The sequence below is a fragment of the Arthrobacter sp. AOP36-F1-5 genome, assembly GCF_058137995.1.
Map to the genome: position 1 here is coordinate 109128 of NZ_CM176892.1, position 17365 is coordinate 126492.

A 17365-nucleotide genomic window follows, 5' to 3' on the forward strand; every position below is an offset into this window, starting at 1 on the left:
AGCCCTAGATTTTGGAGGTCTCCAACTCGATCCTGCGGCGGCCCTCCGGCCCGACGAAACGGTAGGCGACGAGCAGCATGAGGGTCCAGACGGCGCCGACCACCAGCGCAGTCCGTCCGGCTTCGCTGAAGCCCAGGATGAACACGATGAAGACCATGAAGGCCAACCCCAGGTAGCTCAGCACGGGCCAGAACGGCAGGACGTAGTTCCCTGCCGGCTGGCCGGTGGCCCGCAGTTCCAGGCGCATCCGGTGGTGGGCCAGCAGGATGGTTCCCCAGGTGAAGACGGTGGCGAACGTGGCGATGGAGGCGACGATGAGGAAAAGCTGGTCGGGGATCCAGAAGTAGAGTCCCAGACCGATCAGTAGGCACACCGAGATCAGGGCCACCGGCCAGAGCGGGATCCCGTTGCGGGAGAGCCGCCCGAAGGAAGCCGGCGCATTGCCCTGTTCGGCCAGCCCGAACATGGTGCGGGTGGCTGCGTAGAAGATGGAGTTCATGGCGGACAACGCGGCGGTGAGGACGACGGCGTTGATGATGTGTTCCGCGGCCGGGATGCCGAGGCCGGCGAAGACCTGCACGAAGGGGCTGCCCTCGGAGCCGATCTCGTTCCAGGGGAACAGGCAGAGCATCACCCCGATGGAGAGCACGTAGAAGAGCAGGATGCGCATCGGGACGGTGTTCACGGCCTTCGGGATGGCCTGGGCCGGGTCCCCGGTCTCCCCGGCGGTCATGCCCAGGGTTTCGATGCCGCCGAAGGAGAAGACCACGATGCCCAGGCTCATGACGATGCCCCAGACACCGAAGGGGGCGAACCCACCGTGGTCGAAGAGGTTGTGCAGGCCCGGCTGGTAGCCGCCGACCTGGACGGCGAAGATGATGAGGTAGAGGCCGCCGACGATCATGGAGATGATGGTGACGATCTTGACCAGCGTGAACCAGAATTCCAGCTCCCCGAACACGCTGACCCGCAACAGGTTCAATCCGCCGATGAGCAGCATGGCGGCCAGCATCCAGATCCAGCCCGGGGCGTCCGGGTACCACATGCCCATGTATTGGCCCACGGCGGTCATGTCGGCGATCGCGACGACGACCATCTCGAAGGCGAAGGTCCACCCCACCAGGAAACCTGACAGCGGGCTGATGTACCGGTTGGCGTATTGCGCGAAGGAACCGGCCACCGGGTGGCGGACCGCCATCTCGCCCAGGGCACGCATCACCGTGAAGACCACGCAGCCGGCGATGATGTAGGCCACCAGCACCGCGGGCCCGGCCGCCTGGATGGTTTCGGCGGACCCGTAGAACAGGCCGGTACCGATCGCCGAACCGAGGGCGATGAAACGGATATGCCGGAGGGAGAGCTTCCGCTCGAGGGAGGGCCCCGACGTCGTCGGCGGGGTGGAAGTCCGTGATTCTTGCATGGTCCTACCTGGGGTAGCGGCTAAGGGAAGGCGGTCCACGGTGTCGGCGAACCGCATTAACTGTGGCACAGGATGTGCGTCTGAACACAATGCATGGGTGACAACCGTCTCCCGTGGTGGGATCCTGAGGGCATGATCGTTGCCTTCTCTGTTTCCACCAACATGCCGAACACCGACGGGTCGGTCCACGAAGCCGTGGCCGCTGCCGTGCAGGTCGTCAGGGAATCCGGCCTGCCGAACAACACGTCCTCGATGTTCACCGAGATCGAAGGGGAATGGGATGAGGTGATGGATGTGGTCAAGCGGGCCACGGAGGCGGTCGCCGCCTACGGCAACCGGGTCTCGCTGGTCCTCAAGGCCGATATCCGCCCCGGCCATACCGGTGAGCTGACCGGGAAGATCGACCGCCTGCAGAAGGCGTTGGAACGCAGCGACAGCTGATCGGGGGCCGTGGCGGTCCTCGGCGGTGACCCCAGTACGCTGGTGGGGTGCGAATCAACGACTACACCATCCGGAAGGCCACGACCGAGGACATTGCCGGCACCTTGGCCATGAAACTCGCCGCCTGGCGGGAAACCTATGCCGACCAGCGCCCCGAGTCGTTCTTCGAGGCCGAGGAGGCCCGCCGCGAGGCCCAGATCGACTGGTGGACCCGCGGACTGGCGGCCGGGGCCGACCTGTGGATCGCCACCGCCCCGGATGGGCGGGTCGTCGGTTGTGCCGGCGGTGCCCCCGTCCATGACGAGGATGCCCCGACCGGTGCCGTGGCGGAACTGCAGATGCTCTATGTGCTCGCCGAGGCCCACGGGACCGGACTCGGGGCCGGATTGATGCGGGCGACGATCGGGAACCTGCCGGCAGTGGTGTGGATCCTCGAACACAATCCGCGCGCCCAGGCCTTCTACCGCAAGCACGGGTTCGACTTCGACGGCGCCCGTGAGCTGCTCGCCGATGAGTGGGCGGGCCTGGATGAAGTGCGGATGGTCAGGCCGGGTCCCCGTGGCTAAATCCCGCTCCCGCGGAAATTCGTCGGGCAAGACCCGTCCCCGGAAGACGACGGCCGGTCCAGCAGAGAGGCGGGACCCCCAACCGGGGGACTATCCGATCGATACGGGGACGGCGACCCTTGAACGAGACCCCTATGACGACGGCGGCTGGATCCTGAAGGTCAACGGGGTGCCGTCCTCGCATGTCGATGTCGGGGATCCGTTGCGTCTGGATTTCGAATACATGCGCTGGATGGCCGCCCTGGTGGGCGCCCGCTACCCGCAGGAGCGCGACGGCGGTGGGCCGCGGTTGCGGGCCCTGCATCTGGGCGGCGGGGCGTGTTCGATGGCCCGGTGGATCGCTGCCGCCTACCCGGAGGCCCGCCAGGTGGTCGTTGAACTCGACGGACGCCTCGCCGAGTTGGTGCGCGGGTGGTTCGACCTGCCGCGGGCGCCGAAACTGCGCCTGCGGGTGGGGGAGGCGGGCGAGGTCCTGCGCTCGCTGACCGATGACACCCGGGATCTGCTCATCCGTGACGTCTTCGCCGGGGATAAGACCCCTGCGGACCTGACCACCGTGGGCTTCACCCGCGAGGCGGCCCGCGTCCTGGCCGGGGAGGGGCTGTACATCGTGAACTGCGGGGACACCCCGAAATTAGAGACGGCACGCCGGGAGGCCGCCACCATCGGTGCCGTCTTCGCCCACACGGCGATCGTGGCCGACCCGGCGATGCTCAAGGGCCGTCGCTACGGAAACATGGTCATTGCCGGCTCCAACGCCCCCATCCCGGCGGGACCAGGGATGTTGCGCGAGCTGCTCGGCGGTGCAGTGCCCGCCCAGTATTGGGAAGACGCCCGCGTCCGTTCCTTCGCCGGGACCTCGGCGGTCATCGACGATGGACCGGGAACCCCCGGCTAGAAGGCCTGGAAGTCGCCCGTGCGCACATATTCGAGGTAGAGCTCCAGCACCCGGGCCGCGGAACGGCTCATCGGGTGCGGAGGATCCGCCAACGGCCGGAAAGCCACTTCGGTGACCTCGGACTCCTCGGCCCGGACCCGCCCGTGGGCCCCGCGCCAGAGGAAGCACAAGCCGAAGGCATGCAGCCGGTCGCCGTTGGGATAGAGCAGCTCGTGGTATTCGGGATCCGATAATGACGCGAACGGGACCAGCTCCGCCGGTGGGGCGACGAGCCCGGTCTCCTCGGCCAGTTCCGCACAGGCGGCGGCCCGGAAGCCCTGGCCGGGTTCGGCGGCCCCTCCGGGGAACTCCCATTGCCCGGTATCGACCCGGCGCTGGAACAGGGCCCTGCCCTCGTCGTCCAGGGCGATCACCTGGGCGCCGGGCACCAGCAGCAGGCGCGAACCCACGTCCTGACGCAGCTGCCATACATACGAGCCTTCATGTGCCATCCGGTCAGCCTAGACCCTGCCGGCGCGGTGGGCCCGGGGACGCTAGATGCCGATGGCCTGATCGATGACGCCGATCCCGAAGAACACCACGAACGCCGCGGCCACGGCCCACATCAGGGGATGGATCTCCTTGGCCCGACCCTGCACGGCCCGGATGAAGACGTAGGCGACGAAACCGGCACCGATGCCGTTGGCGATGGAATAGGTGAAGGGCATCAGGACGAAGGTCAGGAAGGCCGGCAGCGCCACCCCCCAATCGGTCCAGTCGATCCTGGTGATCTGGGTGATCATCATGAACCCGACCACCACCAACGCCGGGGCCACGGCCTCGAAGGGCACCAGGTGGATCAGCGGGGTCAGGAACATCGCGGCGATGAACAACAGCCCGGTGACGATCGAGGCCAGGCCGGTGCGCGCCCCCTCGCCGATGCCGGCCCCGGATTCGACGAAGATCTGGCTCGACGAGGAGGAGGCGCCGCCGCCGGCGATGGCCCCGAGCGAATCGACCAGCAGCACGCGGTCGACGTCATGGATGTTTCCGTCCTCGTCGACGTTCCCGGCCTCGTTGGCCAGCCCGACCATGGTGCCCATGGCGTCGAAGAAGATCGAGAGCAGGATGACGAAGGCCAGCAGCAGCGCCGAGGTGGCGCCCAGATGCTGGAACGGTCCGACCACGTTGGCCTGGCCGATCAGGCTCAGGTCGGGGGCCTGCCAGTCGGGGGTGGACGGGACCACGAGCGACCAGCCCTGCGGGTTGGAGGTGGTGCCGTCGAAGGACGGGCCGATGTGGAAGACGGCTTCGAGGAGGTTGGCCAGTGCCGAGGCGGCGACAATGCCGATGAGGATCGCCCCCTTGACCTTGCGGACCACCAGGGCCATGGTCAGCAACAGGCCCACCACGAAGACCAGGGTGGGCCAGCCGATGAGTTCGCCGTCGAATCCGAGTCCGACCGGCACCGTGGTCCCGGCCTCGTCGGGGATGCGCCGCACGAAGCCGGCATTGACCAGGCCGATGAGGGCGATGAACATGCCGATGCCCACCACGATGGCGGTCTTCAGGCTCGGGGGCACGGCGTTGAACACCGCGGTCCGGAAGCCGGTGAGAACCAGCACCAGCATGGTGGTGCCGGAGATGACGACCAACCCCATGACGTCCGGCCAGGTCAGGCCGGGGTTCGTCGCGACGGTCACGGCGACGAAGGCGTTCACTCCCAGCCCGGTGGCCAGGGCGAAGGGGTGTTTGGCCCAGGCCCCCATGAGGATCGTCAGGATGCCGGCGACCAGGGCGGTGGCTGCGGCGACGCGGGCCGAACCGAGCTCGGCTCCGGTGGAATCGGCACCGCTGAGGATCAGCGGGTTGAGCACCACGATGTAACTCATGGCGAAGAAGGTCGCCAGCCCGCCGCGGATCTCCCGGGAGTAGTTGGAACCACGTTCAGTGATCTTGAAATATCGATCGAGGGTGCCGAGCCCGTTTTTAGCCATGGGCAGAATCCTAATGTGCCTAGTGGGGCTCAAACGACTTGGAAGTAGGTAGTGTGAGGAAGTGAACCACCCCGGTGGTTTCATAGCCGGAAGAAGCATAGGCCGACTGCCAAGGAGTGACCGTCATGAGTGAGGCAAACGTTCCACAGGAGGCCGCGATGTCGGCGGAGGGCATCGTCGTCGGCGTCGACGGTTCGGACCCGGCGCTATGTGCCCTGGACTGGGCGGCCGTCGAGGCTCGACGGCGCGGGGTGCCGTTGAATGTCGTCACCTGTTACACGATCCCGGTCTTCGCCGCGTCCAGCATGGATGCCGGGTACGCGACCCTGGATGACCAGGTCATCCGGGATGGCGCCCAGGAGGTGCTGGACGCCGCCCGGGAGCGTATCGGTGAAACGGAGGTGGACGTCCGCCTGCGCATCGAATCGGGCGACCCCTCGGGCGTGCTGATGGAACTCAGTGAAGAGGCCGACCTCATCGTGGTCGGGACCCGCGGTCGCGGCGGTTTCGTGGGCCGGCTCCTCGGATCGGTCAGTAGTGCCCTGCCCGCCCACTCCAAATGTCCCACCGTCGTCGTGCCGGTCTGCACCGCCGAACGTTCGGAAGCCGACCCGGAGATCCGCGACGTCGTCGTCGTGGGCATCGACGGTTCGGATCGGGCCCGGCGGGCCGTCCTGGTGGCGGCGGAGCAGGCCATGCTGCGGGCGGTACCGCTGCGGGTGGTGTGTGCACTGCCTCCCGTGAGCGGATCGCTGGCCTGGATGCCGGCCACCGTCGACCAGGAGGCACTGACCCTGGATGTACGCCGCCAACTCAAGGTCGGCGTCCGTTGGCTGACCAGCCACTTCCCTGAGCTGGTCATCGAAACCGAGGTGATCCAAGGAGCCCCGATCGAGGTGCTCATCGAGGAGTCCTCGAGGGCCGAGCTGCTGGTGACTGGTTCACGCGGCCGGGGCGGGTTCGCCGGCATGCTGCTGGGCTCCACCTCGCAGGGCGTCCTCCACCACTCCAAGGGCCCGGTGCTGGTGGTCCCCGATTCCCCGGATCCCCGCTTGGAGGACCGCGCCGACTTCGATACCGACGACGTGGACTGAGCCGGCGGCAACCAATTCGCCCTCCACTGGAAAGGCCCCCGTCCCACCATGGTGGGACGGGGGCCTTTTCCGGCCTTGCGGCGCTGGATCAGTAGCGCACGCCGTAGGAGTAGATGTTGTTGACCCAGCTCAGCGGGGTGGTCGAGATCCCGGCTGAGGGGTTCCGGGCATGGACGACCTGTCCTCCACCGAGGTAGATGGCGACGTGGTAGAACGACGCGCCGCCGTTGCTGGTGGAGAACACCAGGTCACCGCGCTTGAGCTGGCTCAGCGGAACCTTCGTGCCCCCGGCGAAATACTGCTGCGATGAAGTCCGTGGCAGTGAGATGCCGCTCTTGGCGAAGGCCCGCTGCGCGAAACTCGAGCAGTCGTAGGAGTTGGGTCCGTTGGCGCCGAAGACGTAGCCCTTGCTGTTATCGGAGGCGGTCCCCAGAGCCCAGGCGATGGCCGATTCCTTGGACGAGCCGGAGGAGGACTGTGCGGCCTCGGCGGCTGCCTTCTCCTTGGCCCGCTTCGCTGCCGCGGCCTTCTCCCTGGCCTTCTTGTCCGCGGCGGCCTTTTGCTGCGCCCGCCGGTCTGCTGCGGCTTGCGCTCGTCGTTCCGCTGCCGCGGTGGCCTTCTTGTTTGCGGCGGCCTGCGCCGCCTCGGACCGGGCCTTCTTGGCTGCCGCCTGCTCCTGGGCCCGCTTGTGCGCGGCGGCCTTCTTCTGTGCTGTCGTGGGCCCGGAATTCGAGGCGGCAGGAGCTGCCGGCTTGGGCTCCGAGGTCTTGGTGTTGGCTGGCTCCCGGGGGGCGGCCTTCACCGGGGAGGGGGTCGAAGCGGCGACCGGTTTCGGATCCGTGGCCGGGGCCTGGGCGGCCACCGGGGCCTGGCTGGGCTTCGTGGTCTTGGTCTGGGGGGCCAGTGACGTGTTGCCGGTGGCCTCGTCCGGTACTGCCTCCGGGGCAGCGGCGAGGGCCTGCGGCTCTTCGGCCGGCTCCTGTGCCGCCGGTTCCGCCGGTGCTGTGGCCAGTTCGGTCTGGAGGGCCTCTTCGCGTTGGGCATCCTCCATCGCGGTGATGCGTTTGGCTTCGTCGGCGCGTTCGGTATCGCGGAGGTAGGCGAGCTGGTCGATGAGTTCGCTGCGGAGCTTCTTCTGCTCGGTGACGCGGTCCGCGTAGGCCGTGCGGGTGCGCTCGGCCGCCTGGAGGGCGGTCTCGTTCGCGTCGGCAGCCTCGGTGGCTGCCGTCTCGGCTGCGTCGGCGTAGTTCTGCCAGTCGGCCCACAAGGACGCGGCCTGCTGGGCTGTGGTGAGCGTATTCGAACGGTTGGTGGCCAGCGTGTTCATCGTCGCGGCCTTATACAACACATCGTTGTGCTCGGAATCGTTCACCAGGGAGGTGATGCCGGGGTTGACCCCGCCGTTGCGGTAGAGGTCGCTGGCCAGTTGCCCGACCTGCTTCTTCACCGAGTCGTAGTACTTGGTGGCCTTGGCTGCTTCCGTGCTGGCCGCAGCAGCTGCCTCGTTGCGCTTGGCCAGGGTCTGGGAGGTGGTCTCGTAGGCGTCCTGGTCGTTGGCGGCCGACGCCTCGGCGTCGGTCAGCTCCCGGGTCGAATCCCCGATGAGGTCCTCGATGTCGGAGACCATGGCCTTCAAGGCCGCGGGGTCCTTCTTGGCGGCGGTGACCTCGGCCTTGGAGGGAAGGGTGCGGTCCGTGGGGACGGACGCGGCGAACGTGTTACCGAAGGCGGAGCTGTTGATGGTCGTGTCGACCGGTGCAGCGGTCGCTGCACCTCCGGTCATCAGGGTTCCCCCGATCAAGGCGACCGTGCACGTGGCTACGCCCAGAAATTGGCCCTTGGCCATATCGAATCCTCACTGCGAGTGGTGAACCGAACCGAGCGTCCAACGCGGCCCGCCAGGGCGTGCGTCAGGTCACGGTTAGGTTACTGCTTCACCCGAGACTAGAGGAGAATAGGTAACAGTGGCAACACGAGTCACGTCTTCATCATAAATAACATCCGTGTCATTTCGTTGCATATTCCTCGGCGTTGCGCAAACTTTCGACCGGCCGAGAGGGGGTCCCGGCTCGTGAGGAGGTCTCGATCAGCCCCAGCCCCAATGGTGGAGCGCTTCGTCGTCGATGCCGAAATGATGCGCGATCTCGTGCACCATCGTGATCTGGACCTCGGCGATGACCTCTTCGCGGGACGAGCACGCCGCCAAGGTGTCCTGCTGGAAGATGATGATCCTGTCGGGCAGGGCGCCGGCGCCCCAGCCGTCGTCGCGCTCGGTGAGGGGGATGCCGTCATAAAGTCCCAGCAGCGAGGTCTCCGGGTCCTCGTCCGGCAGCGGGATGTACTTGTCCTCGATGAAAACGACCACGTTGTCCATCATGGCCAGCAGGCGTTCGGGGATGTTGTCCAGTGCCTCGGAGGCGGCGTTCTCGAAATCTTCATCCGACATGCTGTAGGCCATGAGGCGACTCTATCCACTGCGCCGTTCCGGCGGTGAAGGCACGGTTTTGCGCGGGGCGAAAGGTGCCTTATAGTTGATGACGTCGCTGAAGGACTCTTATGTTCGACAGTCGTCCGGCCCCCATCGTCTAGCGGCCTAGGACACCGCCCTTTCACGGCGGCGGCACGGGTTCGAATCCCGTTGGGGGTACGAGCAGGTCCTGATTTCACCAGTATGAAATCATCTGGTATTATTTAGGACTTGTGAAGCGAGGGTAAAACCTTGTGAAACTAGGCCCTGTAGCGCAGCTGGTTAGCGCGCCGCCCTGTCACGGCGGAGGTCGCGGGTTCAAGTCCCGTCAGGGTCGCTTTGATTTTCCTTGTGAGGGAAGATCACGGTGATCATCGCCTAGATGATGCCAGGCTCTGTAGCTCAGTTGGTAGAGCGTTCGACTGAAAATCGAAAGGTCACCGGATCGACGCCGGTCGGAGCCACCAGCTAGAACCCCTCGGGTATCCCGGGGGGTTTTCTGCATCCGTGGTCCTTTCCCACTGACGGTAGGCTGGAGGCGGGTCCGTGCGCTTCGAACGAAAGGCCGTCACCGATGAACCAGCCCGAGCACACCGCCGCGCACCCGGCGACCGCGGGAACGACGACGATCACCGATGCCGCGGCGGCCAAGGTCGCGGCGGGTGCCGCCCGCACCGTCGCCGGCGTTCATTCACTCGGGGTTGGTTCCAACCGGGCCCTGGGGGCGCTCCGTGGTGCCGTGGGTGCCGGGGATGTAGCACAGGGCGTCACCGCGGAAGTCGGTCAGGCCGAGGTGGCCGTGGACATCACGCTGACGGCCGAACACGGCCGTCCACTGCAACGGATCGCCGAGGACGTGAGGGCGGCGGTCTATGCGGCCGTCGACGAGCTGACCGGGTTGCACGTGATTGAAGTGAACATCGAAATCGCCGATGTCTGCGCCCCCGAAGTCCCCGAGCAGGCGGTCCCCGGGCCCGTCGTGCCGGAAATGCCCTCGAGGGCGCCCACCACCGGCTCCGCCTCGATCGTCGACCCCGACACCCCCGGAAGGATGGAGCAGCCATGAACCCCACAGTGCTCGGACTCGCCGTCGCCGCCGTGCTCGGCTGGGCGGCCCTGACCCACGGCTTCGGGGGATTCCTGCTGATGGCCGTCTTCCTGGCTGTCGGCATGCTGGTCGGACGGTTCCTGGATGGCCGTCTTGATATGCGTCGGGTCCGTGACGCCCTGACCGGACGGCGTTCCTCATCGTGAGCGCCGAGACCACCGGCCCCGGGCGGCGCCCCCGGGCCGGACACACCCGGATCAGTACGCAGGCCCTGACCAGTTCCGCCCGGATCATCGCCTCCGAGGTCTTCGACGTGCAGCCGGGAAGCATCAGGGTCTCGCTCAATGACGAATTCGGTGCCTTGGCCCTGCGACTGAGCCTGCCCTTGCCCATTGCCCCGTTGGCCTATGACCGGCCCGCGGGCCTGGACGCCTCCGAATCGGTGATGGGCCGGGCCCGTGATGCCCGGTCCACGGTGCGCGACCGGTTCGTGGAGCTCACCGGCTCCCATGTCAGCAGCGTCGACGTCCGGGTCACCGGCGTCGTCCTGCGCAGAAGGAGGACGTCATGAACGACGACGAACGCCGCAAGCTCCAGTCCCACGAACTGCATAGCGCCCGATCGACCGCTTCCATCATCGCCGCGGTGCTGGTCACCGCGATCTGCCTCTACTTCATGTTCGAGGCGGCGATGAAGTCGCTGGGCCAGGAGGTGTGGATCCGTTCCCCGGGCGAATGGGGTGACTGGCTGACCCGCCTGCCGGAGTCGGCCAACTCCCTGGTGCTCGCTGCCGGTTCGCTGGTGGTGCTGGCCCTGGGATTGTTCTTCCTGCTCCACGGGGTGCTGCCTGGCCGCAGGGCCCGGCACGCGATCCCCAACGAGCGGGCGATCGTGGTCATCGACGACGGCGTGCTCGCCTCCACCCTGGCCCGTCGGGCCCGCACCGAAGCCGGGGTGGCCCCCGAACAGGTCGTGGTGATCGTCAGCCGCAACCACGTCGACGTCCAACTGCGCCCGACCTCCGGCATCGGCATCGACGCCGAGGCGGTCCACGCTGCCGTCCGCGATGAACTGGAGGCCAACCGGATCGACCCGTTCCCCGACGTCAGGATCCAGGTCGCCGAGACGGGGGTGGTCGGACAATGAACCGGACCCCGCGCGCGACCAACCGCATCGTGCTCACCTTCCTGGGCCTGCTCATGACCGGGGTGGGCCTCCACGGGCTGCTCCTGGCAGGCTTCCCCGGCTACGCCTCGGGCTGGCGTGGCCTCGCCGACGAGCTGCGCACCGGCTTCATGCAATTACTGGACAACACCACGCTGGAGGGCCAGCGTGATTCCTGGTTGTGGATCGTGGTCTCGGTGGTGATGATCGCCCTGATCCTGTTGATGATCTGGTGGGCCGCCGTCCAGGGGCAGGGCAAGACCGGGATCTTCGCCCGCGAATACCGTGAGGAAGGGACCCGTGGGGTGGTTGAACTCGCCGCTGCCGTTCCCGAACAAGCCTTCAAGGCCTCCCTGGCGGGACGCCCGGACCTGGTGTCGATATCGGTGACCTCCTGGTCCTCGCCACGGTCCAGCGCCGGGCTGCGGATCAAGGTCCAGCCCCGGCTCGGGGCTGCGCCCTACCGGATTGCCGAGGACCTCTCGGCGCTCGCCGTTGACCTGGACCAGGTGCTCGGCGCCAGTGGCCCGGTGGTCATCCACCTGGCCACCGGCGCCCGCACCCGCATGTCACGGGCCGAACGGGTGCGCTGACCTACTGTTCGGGCACCAGCCACAGCGCGGCATCGGGTTTGAGCAGGCCGTCGTCGGTGCACACTTCCGGAGCGCTGGCGGCCAGCACCGACATCCCCGCGGGGACCTCCACCGGCTTGGTGCCCAGGTTGGCCAGCACCTGCAAGGTGCCGTTGGTGTAGGAGAGCACTCCCTCGGACGGGGCATTGGCCGGCGCCCAGTCCAGCTGACCGCGGCCCAGTTCCCGCTCGGCACGGTGGGAGAGCAACGACCGATACAACTCGAAGGCCGAGCCTTCGACGCCCACCTGCTGGTCTGCCGCGTAGCGGGTGTAGCTTTCGGGCTGCGGCAGCCACGGTTCGGCGGCGCCGGATTCCTGCGTGCCGGCATCGTGGTTGACGGGGGAGAAACCCAGCCCCTCTTCACCGGCGGCCCACGGCATGGGGATGCGGCACCCGTCACGGCCCCGTTCGGCCCCCTCGGTGCGGAAGAAGCTGGGGTCCTGGCGCAGCTGATCGGGCAGCGTGGTGTGTTCGGGCAACGTCAACTCATCGCCCTGGTAGATGTAGGCGGAACCGGGCAGCGCGAACATGATCAGGGCCGCGGCCCGTCCGCGGGCGGCGCCCAGGGCCTCGTCGGGCTGTTCATCCTGGGCGGCGATGCCCTTGGGGAACGAGGTCGGGTCGGTCAGGCCGAAGCGTGAGCAGTGCCGGACCGTATCGTGGTTGGACAGCACCCAGGTCGGCGGTGCGGCCACGACGGCGGCCTCGGCCAGGGTCTCGGTCACGTTCTCCACGATGTTCCGGGCATTCCAGCCGGCCAGCAGGAAGCCGAAGTTGAAGGCCTGCTGCATTTCACCTGCGCGGACGTAGCGGAAGATCCGCTCCATCGGCTCGACCCAGGCTTCCGCGACCATCATGCGGTCGCCGTCGTACTCCGCGAGCACCGCGTTCCACTCCTCGTAGATCGCATGGACGCCCTCCTGATCGAAATACGGTGGGGTGGCGCTGGCTGCGGCCTCCTCGTTGCCCTGGACCATGCTGACCTTCTCCGACCAATCCGGCAGGCCCTCGGCCTTGACCATGCCGTGGGCGACATCAACCCGGAAGCCGTCCACCCCGCGGTCCAGCCAGAAACGCAGGACGGAGCGCATCTCGGCGTGGACCTCTTCGTTCTCCCAGTTCAAATCGGGCTGCTTGGTATCGAAAAGGTGCAGATACCACTGCCCCGGGCTGCCGTCGGCGTTGGTAGTGCGGGTCCAAGCCGGTCCGCCGAATAATGACTGCCAGTTATTGGGCTCCACGTCGCCTGCGGGGCCCTGGCCATCGCGGAAGATATAGCGGTCGCGTTCGGGGGAGCCGGGGGCCGCGGCGAGTGCCTGGCCGAACCAGACATGCGCGTCCGAGGTGTGGTTGGGCACCAGGTCCACGATGATGCGGATGTCTTCGGCGTGGGCCCGGGCCAGCATGTCGTCGAAGTCCTCCAGCGTGCCGAACAAGGGGTCCACCTGACGGTAGTCGGCGACGTCGTAGCCGGCATCGGCCTGCGGGGACTTGTAGAAGGGGGAGAGCCAGACGGCGTTCACCCCCAGCTTCTTCAGGTACCCGATCTTGGAGGCCACTCCACGCAGATCGCCCATGCCGTTCGCGTCGGCATCGGCGAAGGAACGCGGATACACCTGGTAGATGACCGCATCCTGCCACCAGGGGGTGTGCTGGGCGTGCTTGGACATGGAACTCCTCAGGGGGTCTTTGCCGGGATCCGGACAGTGGGTATCAGAGACGAATGAATCGTCTCCAGCCTAATGCAGGCCCGGGGGCCGGCAGGTGCCCCGGACCGACGCGGGGCCCCGTTCGGGGACGGGTCTAGAGCAGATGCACCGGCCGCGTGAAGAGCATTGCCTGGATCCTGTCCTCGATCTGGTCCAGAACCACGCTGGAACCCATGGGGACCAGGAGCATGCTGTGCTCGTCGGGCTGTGCCAGCCGGTATTGACCGCGCCGTCCCGCGTGGACGTAGGTCAGGGACTCCAGGCTGCCGTCCTGGCCGACGCCGTCGAAACTCCAAATCATCCACGGTTCCGTCCACGCGTCCCGGAACGCTTCGTTGGCAGCGTCCGGGGCGGGAGGTGGGGCGTTGCGCATGACCTTCGCGTCGAGGATGTCCATGCCCATGGAGTCGGGTTCCAGGGCCAGATTCCAGGCCGGGCCGATACCCAGCCAGCGCAGGATGTGCGTACTGAGATCCGGCAGGGGCACCAGCTCTACGTTGAAAAGCTCGTCGTCAGGCCGCTGCTGAGCTGGATCGAATTGACCGTCGTTCTAGGCGGAGCCGGCAATGACCAGCGCCATCTCGTCGTTGGCCCAGATCTGCAGTAGTTCCTGGCGGCCATCATGGAGCGCCGAGACCCGGAACGTGAAGGGCGAATCACGCATCAAGGCGTTGACCGCCTGTCCGCGTCTGGTCAGCTTGTTGCCGTCGACCAGGGCAGCAGCCTCCAGCTCTTTGACCTCGGCGGCGCGGATGAAGCGCTGGAGGAGACCGATGACTGGATCCTGCCCGCGGCCCGACAGGAACTCGATCGATTTTCCGTTGAGCCATGACCCCTCGTAGTGGAAAGGCTGGTGTGAGGCCACGGCGGTCAGGTCCGGCAGAGGGGTTCCGTAGCTGGTTGCCGTGGCCGCATCGGGGACGAAGGTACTCATACGGCGGCCTCCATCGCCGTGGTCGACCGGGCGATCTGCTCGAAGATCTCGGAGAAGGCGGGCCAATCGGAGACGGCACACGTCGTGGTGACCTGGAGTGCGAGCCCGTTTTGGATGGTGAGGAAGTCGCAGGCCCGAACCCGCAGCCGGTCGTCAGGGGATTGGTGCGTGTAGTGGATCACCCGGCCGGGGACGTCCCATAGGCGGACGTCGACGATGAAGGAATTCACCAGGTGGTCCGTGAGGCCATCGATGGCCCGTACTGCGAGCTTATCCAACGTGTCGTCGAACGGGGCCACGGTTACTACGAGGTTCGGTGCGAACCGTCCGGCCGGGCCAGGCAGGTAGGCCAGGAGCTCGGTTCCCTCCCGGACCGATCCGCTGACCCATGCCGCAGGGATCCTGAATGAAGCTCTACCGGTTCGACCGGTGATCGGCTGATCGGATGTCATGATTCCGTCATGTCCTGATCTTGGCGATCCTTCCATGGCGGCACGAAAGCGTTCTGGCGCCCGGAAGCGTACAGCCGGCACGCCCTGACATTGCGGAGGCGACGACGGCGCAGGCTACTGTCGGCAGGCATTGCCTCAAAGGCAGCAATCTCTTCATCCGTGAAGGGGATGGCGCGCGATTCATCCTCCCGTCGACGTTCCCAATCGCGGTTCCAGCGGGGGGTCGCCCGGAGCGGCCACCAGAGGAACGACACGATTCCTGCCAGCCACGGGCCCCAAAAAATCGGGAGGGTCCACCACAGCTGGCGCATGCGCTCGTCATTGGCCGCTTCGAAATAAATGGTCGGCAACATCATCGTCAGGGCAGTAGCGAAGCACAACAACATATAGGGCCACTTATGCCTGGTCTGGAACCACGTCAGCGGAACGTTGATGACGCCGGGAGCCAATACCCACGATCGCCAGTTTCCATGCAGTGCCTTCAGTGCCGGGTATGCCAGGCCGAAGATGATCAACAGGATCATCACGGTGCCGATGATCAGATTGGGGGTATAGATGAAGTTGAGCCAGACTTCTGCCGGGTCGGTGGTTACTTCCATGATTATGCTGTCTCCTCGGACAAATCCCCGTGACACGTTTCAGCGGCTCCTCCGGGCGTCGGGAGCCCACGGAGGATTTCCGCGCAGCGCTCGATGTCAGCCAGTTGCTTTGCCCGCTTCTTCGACGGCTCCTTGGCCTGCACGATGGCCACTTCCTCTTCCATCCAGGGATTGGTTTCTCGGGTGCCACCGGCCTGGCCCCAGGAGCGGTACCACCGCGGGCTCAGCCACAGGGGCCACCAGGCAAAGGAGAGGATGACGAACGCCCAGGGAGCGAAGAATAGATCCCACACGGTTTGGCGGGCCCGTTCCCATCCCAAGACTTCCGCGGGGAGGGAGAGCAGCGCGATCCCCAACGATACGGAGGCGGCAGCAAACATGAAGGGCCAGGCGTTGCGCGAGGATATCTGGAAGGGGATGCTCGGAGCCAACACCCAGCTGCGCCATCTACCGTTTAACGCCTTGCGGGCGACCTGGGTCGGAATCCACCACAGTGCCAGCACGACGAGCACGAAAACCCAAAAAGCCGGCCAAAAGAGCAAATGCCAGTTGGCGTCTTCAATCATTCAAGGATCCTATCGTTTTGGGCCCCGTCAGGGCAGGACGGGGTCTCGTTGGAACACCATGGCCTGGAGGCGGTCCTCGATTTGGTCGAAGACATAGGTCGAACCAGTGGGGATCAGCATGACCGACTCGCTTTCCTGCTGGGCCAAGCGGTGCTGGCCCCGACGACCGGCCGTCAGGTAGGTCAAGGGGTCCAGATCGCCGGCCGGGCAACTGCCCTCGAGACTCCAGAGCATCCACTTCTCCCGCCACGCATCCTGGAGTACATCGTTGGCATCGTCCGGGACAGCCGAGGACCCGTTCATTTGGTCTTCTATCGCGGTCATGGGGATTTCAACGGGGAGGAGGTCGAAGTTCCATGCCGGAGCGAGGCCCACCCACTTGGCCATCAGCGTCGAGAGATCCAGCAGGGGGACCACACGGATGTTGACGTGGGCCGGGGTCGGCTGTTCAACGAATTCCGGGTTGCCGGCGGCATGATACCCAGGCTGGGTGATGATGAGGGCCATCTGCTCCGAGGCCCAGCATTGGAACAGGTACTCGTGATTCTCGATGAGCCCGGAGAGACGGAAGGAAGCCTCGGCTTCATTCATGACCGCGACGAGAAGCTGCCCACCGGAGGTGAGTTCGTTTCCCGAGACCAGCTCTGCCTCCCGCAGCTCTTCCAGCTGGGACCGCTGGAGCCTCTGCTGCAAGCGGCCGGGACGATAACCGCCCACCATCTTCATCAGAAGCTCGACGGCACCGCTGTGGACCCATGCTCCATCGTAGGAAAAGGGCTGCTGGGTACCGATTTCGCCCAGATCGGGCAGGGGCGCCCGTAACGCTGCTTGGGCAACGGGGTCGGTGCCGCTGAAGTAGATGGTGTCTTTCCCGGTCATGATGCGCCTTCTGTTGAGGTGGACACGGAACGGGCCATGGTTCCAAGCGTGGGTTCGAAGATCGGCCACTGGGCGGTGGTGGTCGTTCCAGTCACCTGGATGGCCAGACCCGAGTCGATGAACAGCCACTCCGCGGAGCGCAGGGTTGCTCTCGTTTGGGTTGATTCGTGGGTGTAGGCGATGGTTCGACCCATCGACAGTACGTCCAGATCATCGACGGACGGGACGGAGTCATCGTCAAGGGATTGTTCCTTGTCCCAGATCCTGACGTCGAACAGGTAGGGCTTCTGGAGGGTCGTCGTGAGGCCGTGGACGGCGCGGTCGAGGAACTCGTCGTTGGTGCCGTCGAACGGGTTCACGGTCACGATCAGGTTGGGCGCGAAGGTCCCTTCAGGACCAGCCAGGTAGGCGAAGAGTTCGAATTCGTCGCGGATGGATTCTGCTTGCCAGGGTTCTTCGAGGACCAGCGTCGCACGTCCGGTGCGGCCCGGGATCTTGGTTTCCATGATGGTGGCTCC

Annotated in this window: 22 protein-coding genes and 3 tRNA genes; 12 read left to right on the forward strand and 13 right to left on the reverse strand. The window is 66.1% G+C overall.

Annotation, left to right across the window (positions count from 1 at the left end; translation table 11 throughout):
* Nucleotides 1-4 precede the first annotated feature (4 nt).
* A complete protein-coding gene (locus AC3ZI9_RS00510) occupies nucleotides 5-1420 on the reverse strand; it encodes an amino acid permease (RefSeq protein ID WP_444561706.1) in 1416 nt (471 codons plus the stop codon).
* 132 nt (nucleotides 1421-1552) lie between these two features.
* On the opposite strand from AC3ZI9_RS00510, the gene AC3ZI9_RS00515 reads away from it, so the two are divergent.
* From AC3ZI9_RS00515 to AC3ZI9_RS00525, 3 genes are read left to right on the forward strand one after another with little or no spacing between them, the layout of a single operon-like run.
* Nucleotides 1553-1861 (forward strand): thiamine-binding protein, encoded by a 309-nt coding sequence (locus AC3ZI9_RS00515; protein ID WP_444554723.1) that lies wholly within the window; start codon nucleotides 1553-1555, stop codon nucleotides 1859-1861.
* Between the two features lie 47 nt (nucleotides 1862-1908).
* The gene (locus AC3ZI9_RS00520) at nucleotides 1909-2427 is read left to right on the forward strand and encodes a GNAT family N-acetyltransferase (RefSeq protein ID WP_444554724.1); all 519 of its coding nucleotides are present in this window, start codon (nucleotides 1909-1911) and stop codon (nucleotides 2425-2427) included.
* A complete protein-coding gene (locus AC3ZI9_RS00525) occupies nucleotides 2420-3325 on the forward strand; it encodes a spermidine synthase (protein WP_444554725.1) in 906 nt (301 codons plus the stop codon). Before AC3ZI9_RS00520 ends, AC3ZI9_RS00525 begins: the two co-directional genes overlap by 8 nt.
* Here AC3ZI9_RS00525 and AC3ZI9_RS00530 read toward each other — a convergent pair.
* Nucleotides 3322-3816: an NUDIX domain-containing protein gene (locus AC3ZI9_RS00530; RefSeq protein ID WP_444554726.1), complete on the reverse strand. Its 495-nt coding sequence runs from the start codon at nucleotides 3814-3816 to the stop codon at nucleotides 3322-3324. The two genes, AC3ZI9_RS00525 and AC3ZI9_RS00530, sit on opposite strands and share 4 nt — an antisense overlap.
* A 42-nt stretch (nucleotides 3817-3858) precedes the next feature.
* A complete protein-coding gene (locus AC3ZI9_RS00535) occupies nucleotides 3859-5301 on the reverse strand; it encodes an NCS2 family permease (RefSeq protein WP_444554727.1) in 1443 nt (480 codons plus the stop codon).
* Nucleotides 5302-5426: 125 nt separating this feature from the next.
* Between AC3ZI9_RS00535 and AC3ZI9_RS00540 the strand changes: the two genes are divergently transcribed.
* On the forward strand, nucleotides 5427-6395 hold the full coding sequence (locus AC3ZI9_RS00540; protein WP_444554728.1) for a universal stress protein: 969 nt from the start codon (nucleotides 5427-5429) through the stop codon (nucleotides 6393-6395).
* Between the two features lie 88 nt (nucleotides 6396-6483).
* Here the strand turns inward: AC3ZI9_RS00540 and AC3ZI9_RS00545 are convergent, their stop codons facing one another.
* Together AC3ZI9_RS00545 and AC3ZI9_RS00550 are read right to left on the reverse strand one after the other, a co-directional pair.
* Nucleotides 6484-8241, reverse strand: coding sequence for a C40 family peptidase (locus tag AC3ZI9_RS00545; protein ID WP_444561705.1), 1758 nt, complete (start codon nucleotides 8239-8241; stop codon nucleotides 6484-6486).
* A 240-nt stretch (nucleotides 8242-8481) separates the two neighbouring features.
* Entirely contained in the window at nucleotides 8482-8853 is a 372-nt protein-coding gene (locus AC3ZI9_RS00550; protein ID WP_444554730.1) for a metallopeptidase family protein, read from the reverse strand.
* Between the two features lie 116 nt (nucleotides 8854-8969).
* Between AC3ZI9_RS00550 and AC3ZI9_RS00555 the strand changes: the two genes are divergently transcribed.
* The 8 genes from AC3ZI9_RS00555 to AC3ZI9_RS00590 all read left to right on the forward strand — a co-directional run bounded on the left by AC3ZI9_RS00555 (nucleotide 8970) and on the right by AC3ZI9_RS00590 (nucleotide 11667).
* A tRNA-Glu gene (locus tag AC3ZI9_RS00555) sits at nucleotides 8970-9042 on the forward strand.
* 83 nt (nucleotides 9043-9125) lie between these two features.
* Nucleotides 9126-9199, forward strand: a tRNA-Asp gene (locus AC3ZI9_RS00560).
* Between the two features lie 54 nt (nucleotides 9200-9253).
* Nucleotides 9254-9329 (forward strand) — tRNA-Phe (locus tag AC3ZI9_RS00565).
* Nucleotides 9330-9436: 107 nt separating this feature from the next.
* Nucleotides 9437-9928 (forward strand): Asp23/Gls24 family envelope stress response protein, encoded by a 492-nt coding sequence (locus AC3ZI9_RS00570; RefSeq protein ID WP_444554731.1) that lies wholly within the window; start codon nucleotides 9437-9439, stop codon nucleotides 9926-9928.
* Complete coding sequence (locus tag AC3ZI9_RS00575) at nucleotides 9925-10116, forward strand: hypothetical protein (protein ID WP_444561704.1); 192 nt, start codon at nucleotides 9925-9927, stop codon at nucleotides 10114-10116. The genes AC3ZI9_RS00570 and AC3ZI9_RS00575 overlap by 4 nt, the downstream gene beginning before the upstream one ends.
* Nucleotides 10113-10481, forward strand: coding sequence for a hypothetical protein (locus AC3ZI9_RS00580; RefSeq protein ID WP_444561703.1), 369 nt, complete (start codon nucleotides 10113-10115; stop codon nucleotides 10479-10481). The genes AC3ZI9_RS00575 and AC3ZI9_RS00580 overlap by 4 nt, the downstream gene beginning before the upstream one ends.
* Entirely contained in the window at nucleotides 10478-11056 is a 579-nt protein-coding gene (locus AC3ZI9_RS00585) for a DUF6286 domain-containing protein (protein WP_444554734.1), read from the forward strand. Before AC3ZI9_RS00580 ends, AC3ZI9_RS00585 begins: the two co-directional genes overlap by 4 nt.
* Nucleotides 11053-11667: a hypothetical protein gene (locus AC3ZI9_RS00590; RefSeq protein ID WP_444554735.1), complete on the forward strand. Its 615-nt coding sequence runs from the start codon at nucleotides 11053-11055 to the stop codon at nucleotides 11665-11667. Before AC3ZI9_RS00585 ends, AC3ZI9_RS00590 begins: the two co-directional genes overlap by 4 nt.
* Nucleotide 11668: 1 nt before the next feature.
* Here AC3ZI9_RS00590 and AC3ZI9_RS00595 read toward each other — a convergent pair whose 3' ends face one another.
* From AC3ZI9_RS00595 to AC3ZI9_RS00630, 8 genes are all read right to left on the reverse strand, one after another.
* Complete coding sequence (locus tag AC3ZI9_RS00595; RefSeq protein WP_444561702.1) at nucleotides 11669-13378, reverse strand: glycoside hydrolase family 13 protein; 1710 nt, start codon at nucleotides 13376-13378, stop codon at nucleotides 11669-11671.
* Nucleotides 13379-13511: 133 nt separating this feature from the next.
* On the reverse strand, nucleotides 13512-13904 hold the full coding sequence (locus tag AC3ZI9_RS00600) for a hypothetical protein (protein WP_444561701.1): 393 nt from the start codon (nucleotides 13902-13904) through the stop codon (nucleotides 13512-13514).
* Nucleotides 13905-13967: 63 nt separating this feature from the next.
* Entirely contained in the window at nucleotides 13968-14351 is a 384-nt protein-coding gene (locus tag AC3ZI9_RS00605) for a hypothetical protein (protein ID WP_444561700.1), read from the reverse strand.
* The gene (locus AC3ZI9_RS00610) at nucleotides 14348-14803 is read right to left on the reverse strand and encodes a hypothetical protein (protein WP_444554738.1); all 456 of its coding nucleotides are present in this window, start codon (nucleotides 14801-14803) and stop codon (nucleotides 14348-14350) included. The genes AC3ZI9_RS00605 and AC3ZI9_RS00610 overlap by 4 nt, the downstream gene beginning before the upstream one ends.
* Nucleotides 14800-15402 carry a hypothetical protein gene (locus AC3ZI9_RS00615; protein WP_444554739.1) on the reverse strand — a complete coding sequence of 201 codons (603 nt, stop codon included), beginning with the start codon at nucleotides 15400-15402 and terminating at the stop codon, nucleotides 14800-14802. The genes AC3ZI9_RS00610 and AC3ZI9_RS00615 overlap by 4 nt, the downstream gene beginning before the upstream one ends.
* A gap of 2 nt (nucleotides 15403-15404) precedes the next feature.
* Nucleotides 15405-15968: a hypothetical protein gene (locus AC3ZI9_RS00620; RefSeq protein ID WP_444561699.1), complete on the reverse strand. Its 564-nt coding sequence runs from the start codon at nucleotides 15966-15968 to the stop codon at nucleotides 15405-15407.
* Between the two features lie 27 nt (nucleotides 15969-15995).
* Nucleotides 15996-16847 carry a hypothetical protein gene (locus AC3ZI9_RS00625; RefSeq protein ID WP_444554741.1) on the reverse strand — a complete coding sequence of 284 codons (852 nt, stop codon included), beginning with the start codon at nucleotides 16845-16847 and terminating at the stop codon, nucleotides 15996-15998.
* Nucleotides 16844-17353 carry a hypothetical protein gene (locus AC3ZI9_RS00630; protein WP_444561698.1) on the reverse strand — a complete coding sequence of 170 codons (510 nt, stop codon included), beginning with the start codon at nucleotides 17351-17353 and terminating at the stop codon, nucleotides 16844-16846. Before AC3ZI9_RS00630 ends, AC3ZI9_RS00625 begins: the two co-directional genes overlap by 4 nt.
* Nucleotides 17354-17365: the final 12 nt, after the last annotated feature.

What these genes read in the sequence shown, in the direction of transcription:
- AC3ZI9_RS00510 (WP_444561706.1), bottom strand. Translation starts at nt 1,420, where the DNA reads ATGCAAGAATCACGGACTTCCACCCCGCCGACGACGTCGGGGCCCTCC.
- AC3ZI9_RS00515 (WP_444554723.1), top strand. Translation starts at nt 1,553, where the DNA reads ATGATCGTTGCCTTCTCTGTTTCCACCAACATGCCGAACACCGACGGG.
- AC3ZI9_RS00530 (WP_444554726.1), bottom strand. Translation starts at nt 3,816, where the DNA reads ATGGCACATGAAGGCTCGTATGTATGGCAGCTGCGTCAGGACGTGGGT.
- AC3ZI9_RS00535 (WP_444554727.1), bottom strand. Translation starts at nt 5,301, where the DNA reads ATGGCTAAAAACGGGCTCGGCACCCTCGATCGATATTTCAAGATCACT.
- AC3ZI9_RS00540 (WP_444554728.1), top strand. Translation starts at nt 5,427, where the DNA reads ATGAGTGAGGCAAACGTTCCACAGGAGGCCGCGATGTCGGCGGAGGGC.
- AC3ZI9_RS00545 (WP_444561705.1), bottom strand. Translation starts at nt 8,241, where the DNA reads ATGGCCAAGGGCCAATTTCTGGGCGTAGCCACGTGCACGGTCGCCTTG.
- AC3ZI9_RS00550 (WP_444554730.1), bottom strand. Translation starts at nt 8,853, where the DNA reads ATGGCCTACAGCATGTCGGATGAAGATTTCGAGAACGCCGCCTCCGAG.
- AC3ZI9_RS00570 (WP_444554731.1), top strand. Translation starts at nt 9,437, where the DNA reads ATGAACCAGCCCGAGCACACCGCCGCGCACCCGGCGACCGCGGGAACG.
- AC3ZI9_RS00575 (WP_444561704.1), top strand. Translation starts at nt 9,925, where the DNA reads ATGAACCCCACAGTGCTCGGACTCGCCGTCGCCGCCGTGCTCGGCTGG.
- AC3ZI9_RS00585 (WP_444554734.1), top strand. Translation starts at nt 10,478, where the DNA reads ATGAACGACGACGAACGCCGCAAGCTCCAGTCCCACGAACTGCATAGC.
- AC3ZI9_RS00590 (WP_444554735.1), top strand. Translation starts at nt 11,053, where the DNA reads ATGAACCGGACCCCGCGCGCGACCAACCGCATCGTGCTCACCTTCCTG.
- AC3ZI9_RS00595 (WP_444561702.1), bottom strand. Translation starts at nt 13,378, where the DNA reads ATGTCCAAGCACGCCCAGCACACCCCCTGGTGGCAGGATGCGGTCATC.
- AC3ZI9_RS00605 (WP_444561700.1), bottom strand. Translation starts at nt 14,351, where the DNA reads ATGAGTACCTTCGTCCCCGATGCGGCCACGGCAACCAGCTACGGAACC.
- AC3ZI9_RS00610 (WP_444554738.1), bottom strand. Translation starts at nt 14,803, where the DNA reads ATGACATCCGATCAGCCGATCACCGGTCGAACCGGTAGAGCTTCATTC.
- AC3ZI9_RS00615 (WP_444554739.1), bottom strand. Translation starts at nt 15,402, where the DNA reads ATGGAAGTAACCACCGACCCGGCAGAAGTCTGGCTCAACTTCATCTAT.
- AC3ZI9_RS00620 (WP_444561699.1), bottom strand. Translation starts at nt 15,968, where the DNA reads ATGATTGAAGACGCCAACTGGCATTTGCTCTTTTGGCCGGCTTTTTGG.
- AC3ZI9_RS00625 (WP_444554741.1), bottom strand. Translation starts at nt 16,847, where the DNA reads ATGACCGGGAAAGACACCATCTACTTCAGCGGCACCGACCCCGTTGCC.
- AC3ZI9_RS00630 (WP_444561698.1), bottom strand. Translation starts at nt 17,353, where the DNA reads ATGGAAACCAAGATCCCGGGCCGCACCGGACGTGCGACGCTGGTCCTC.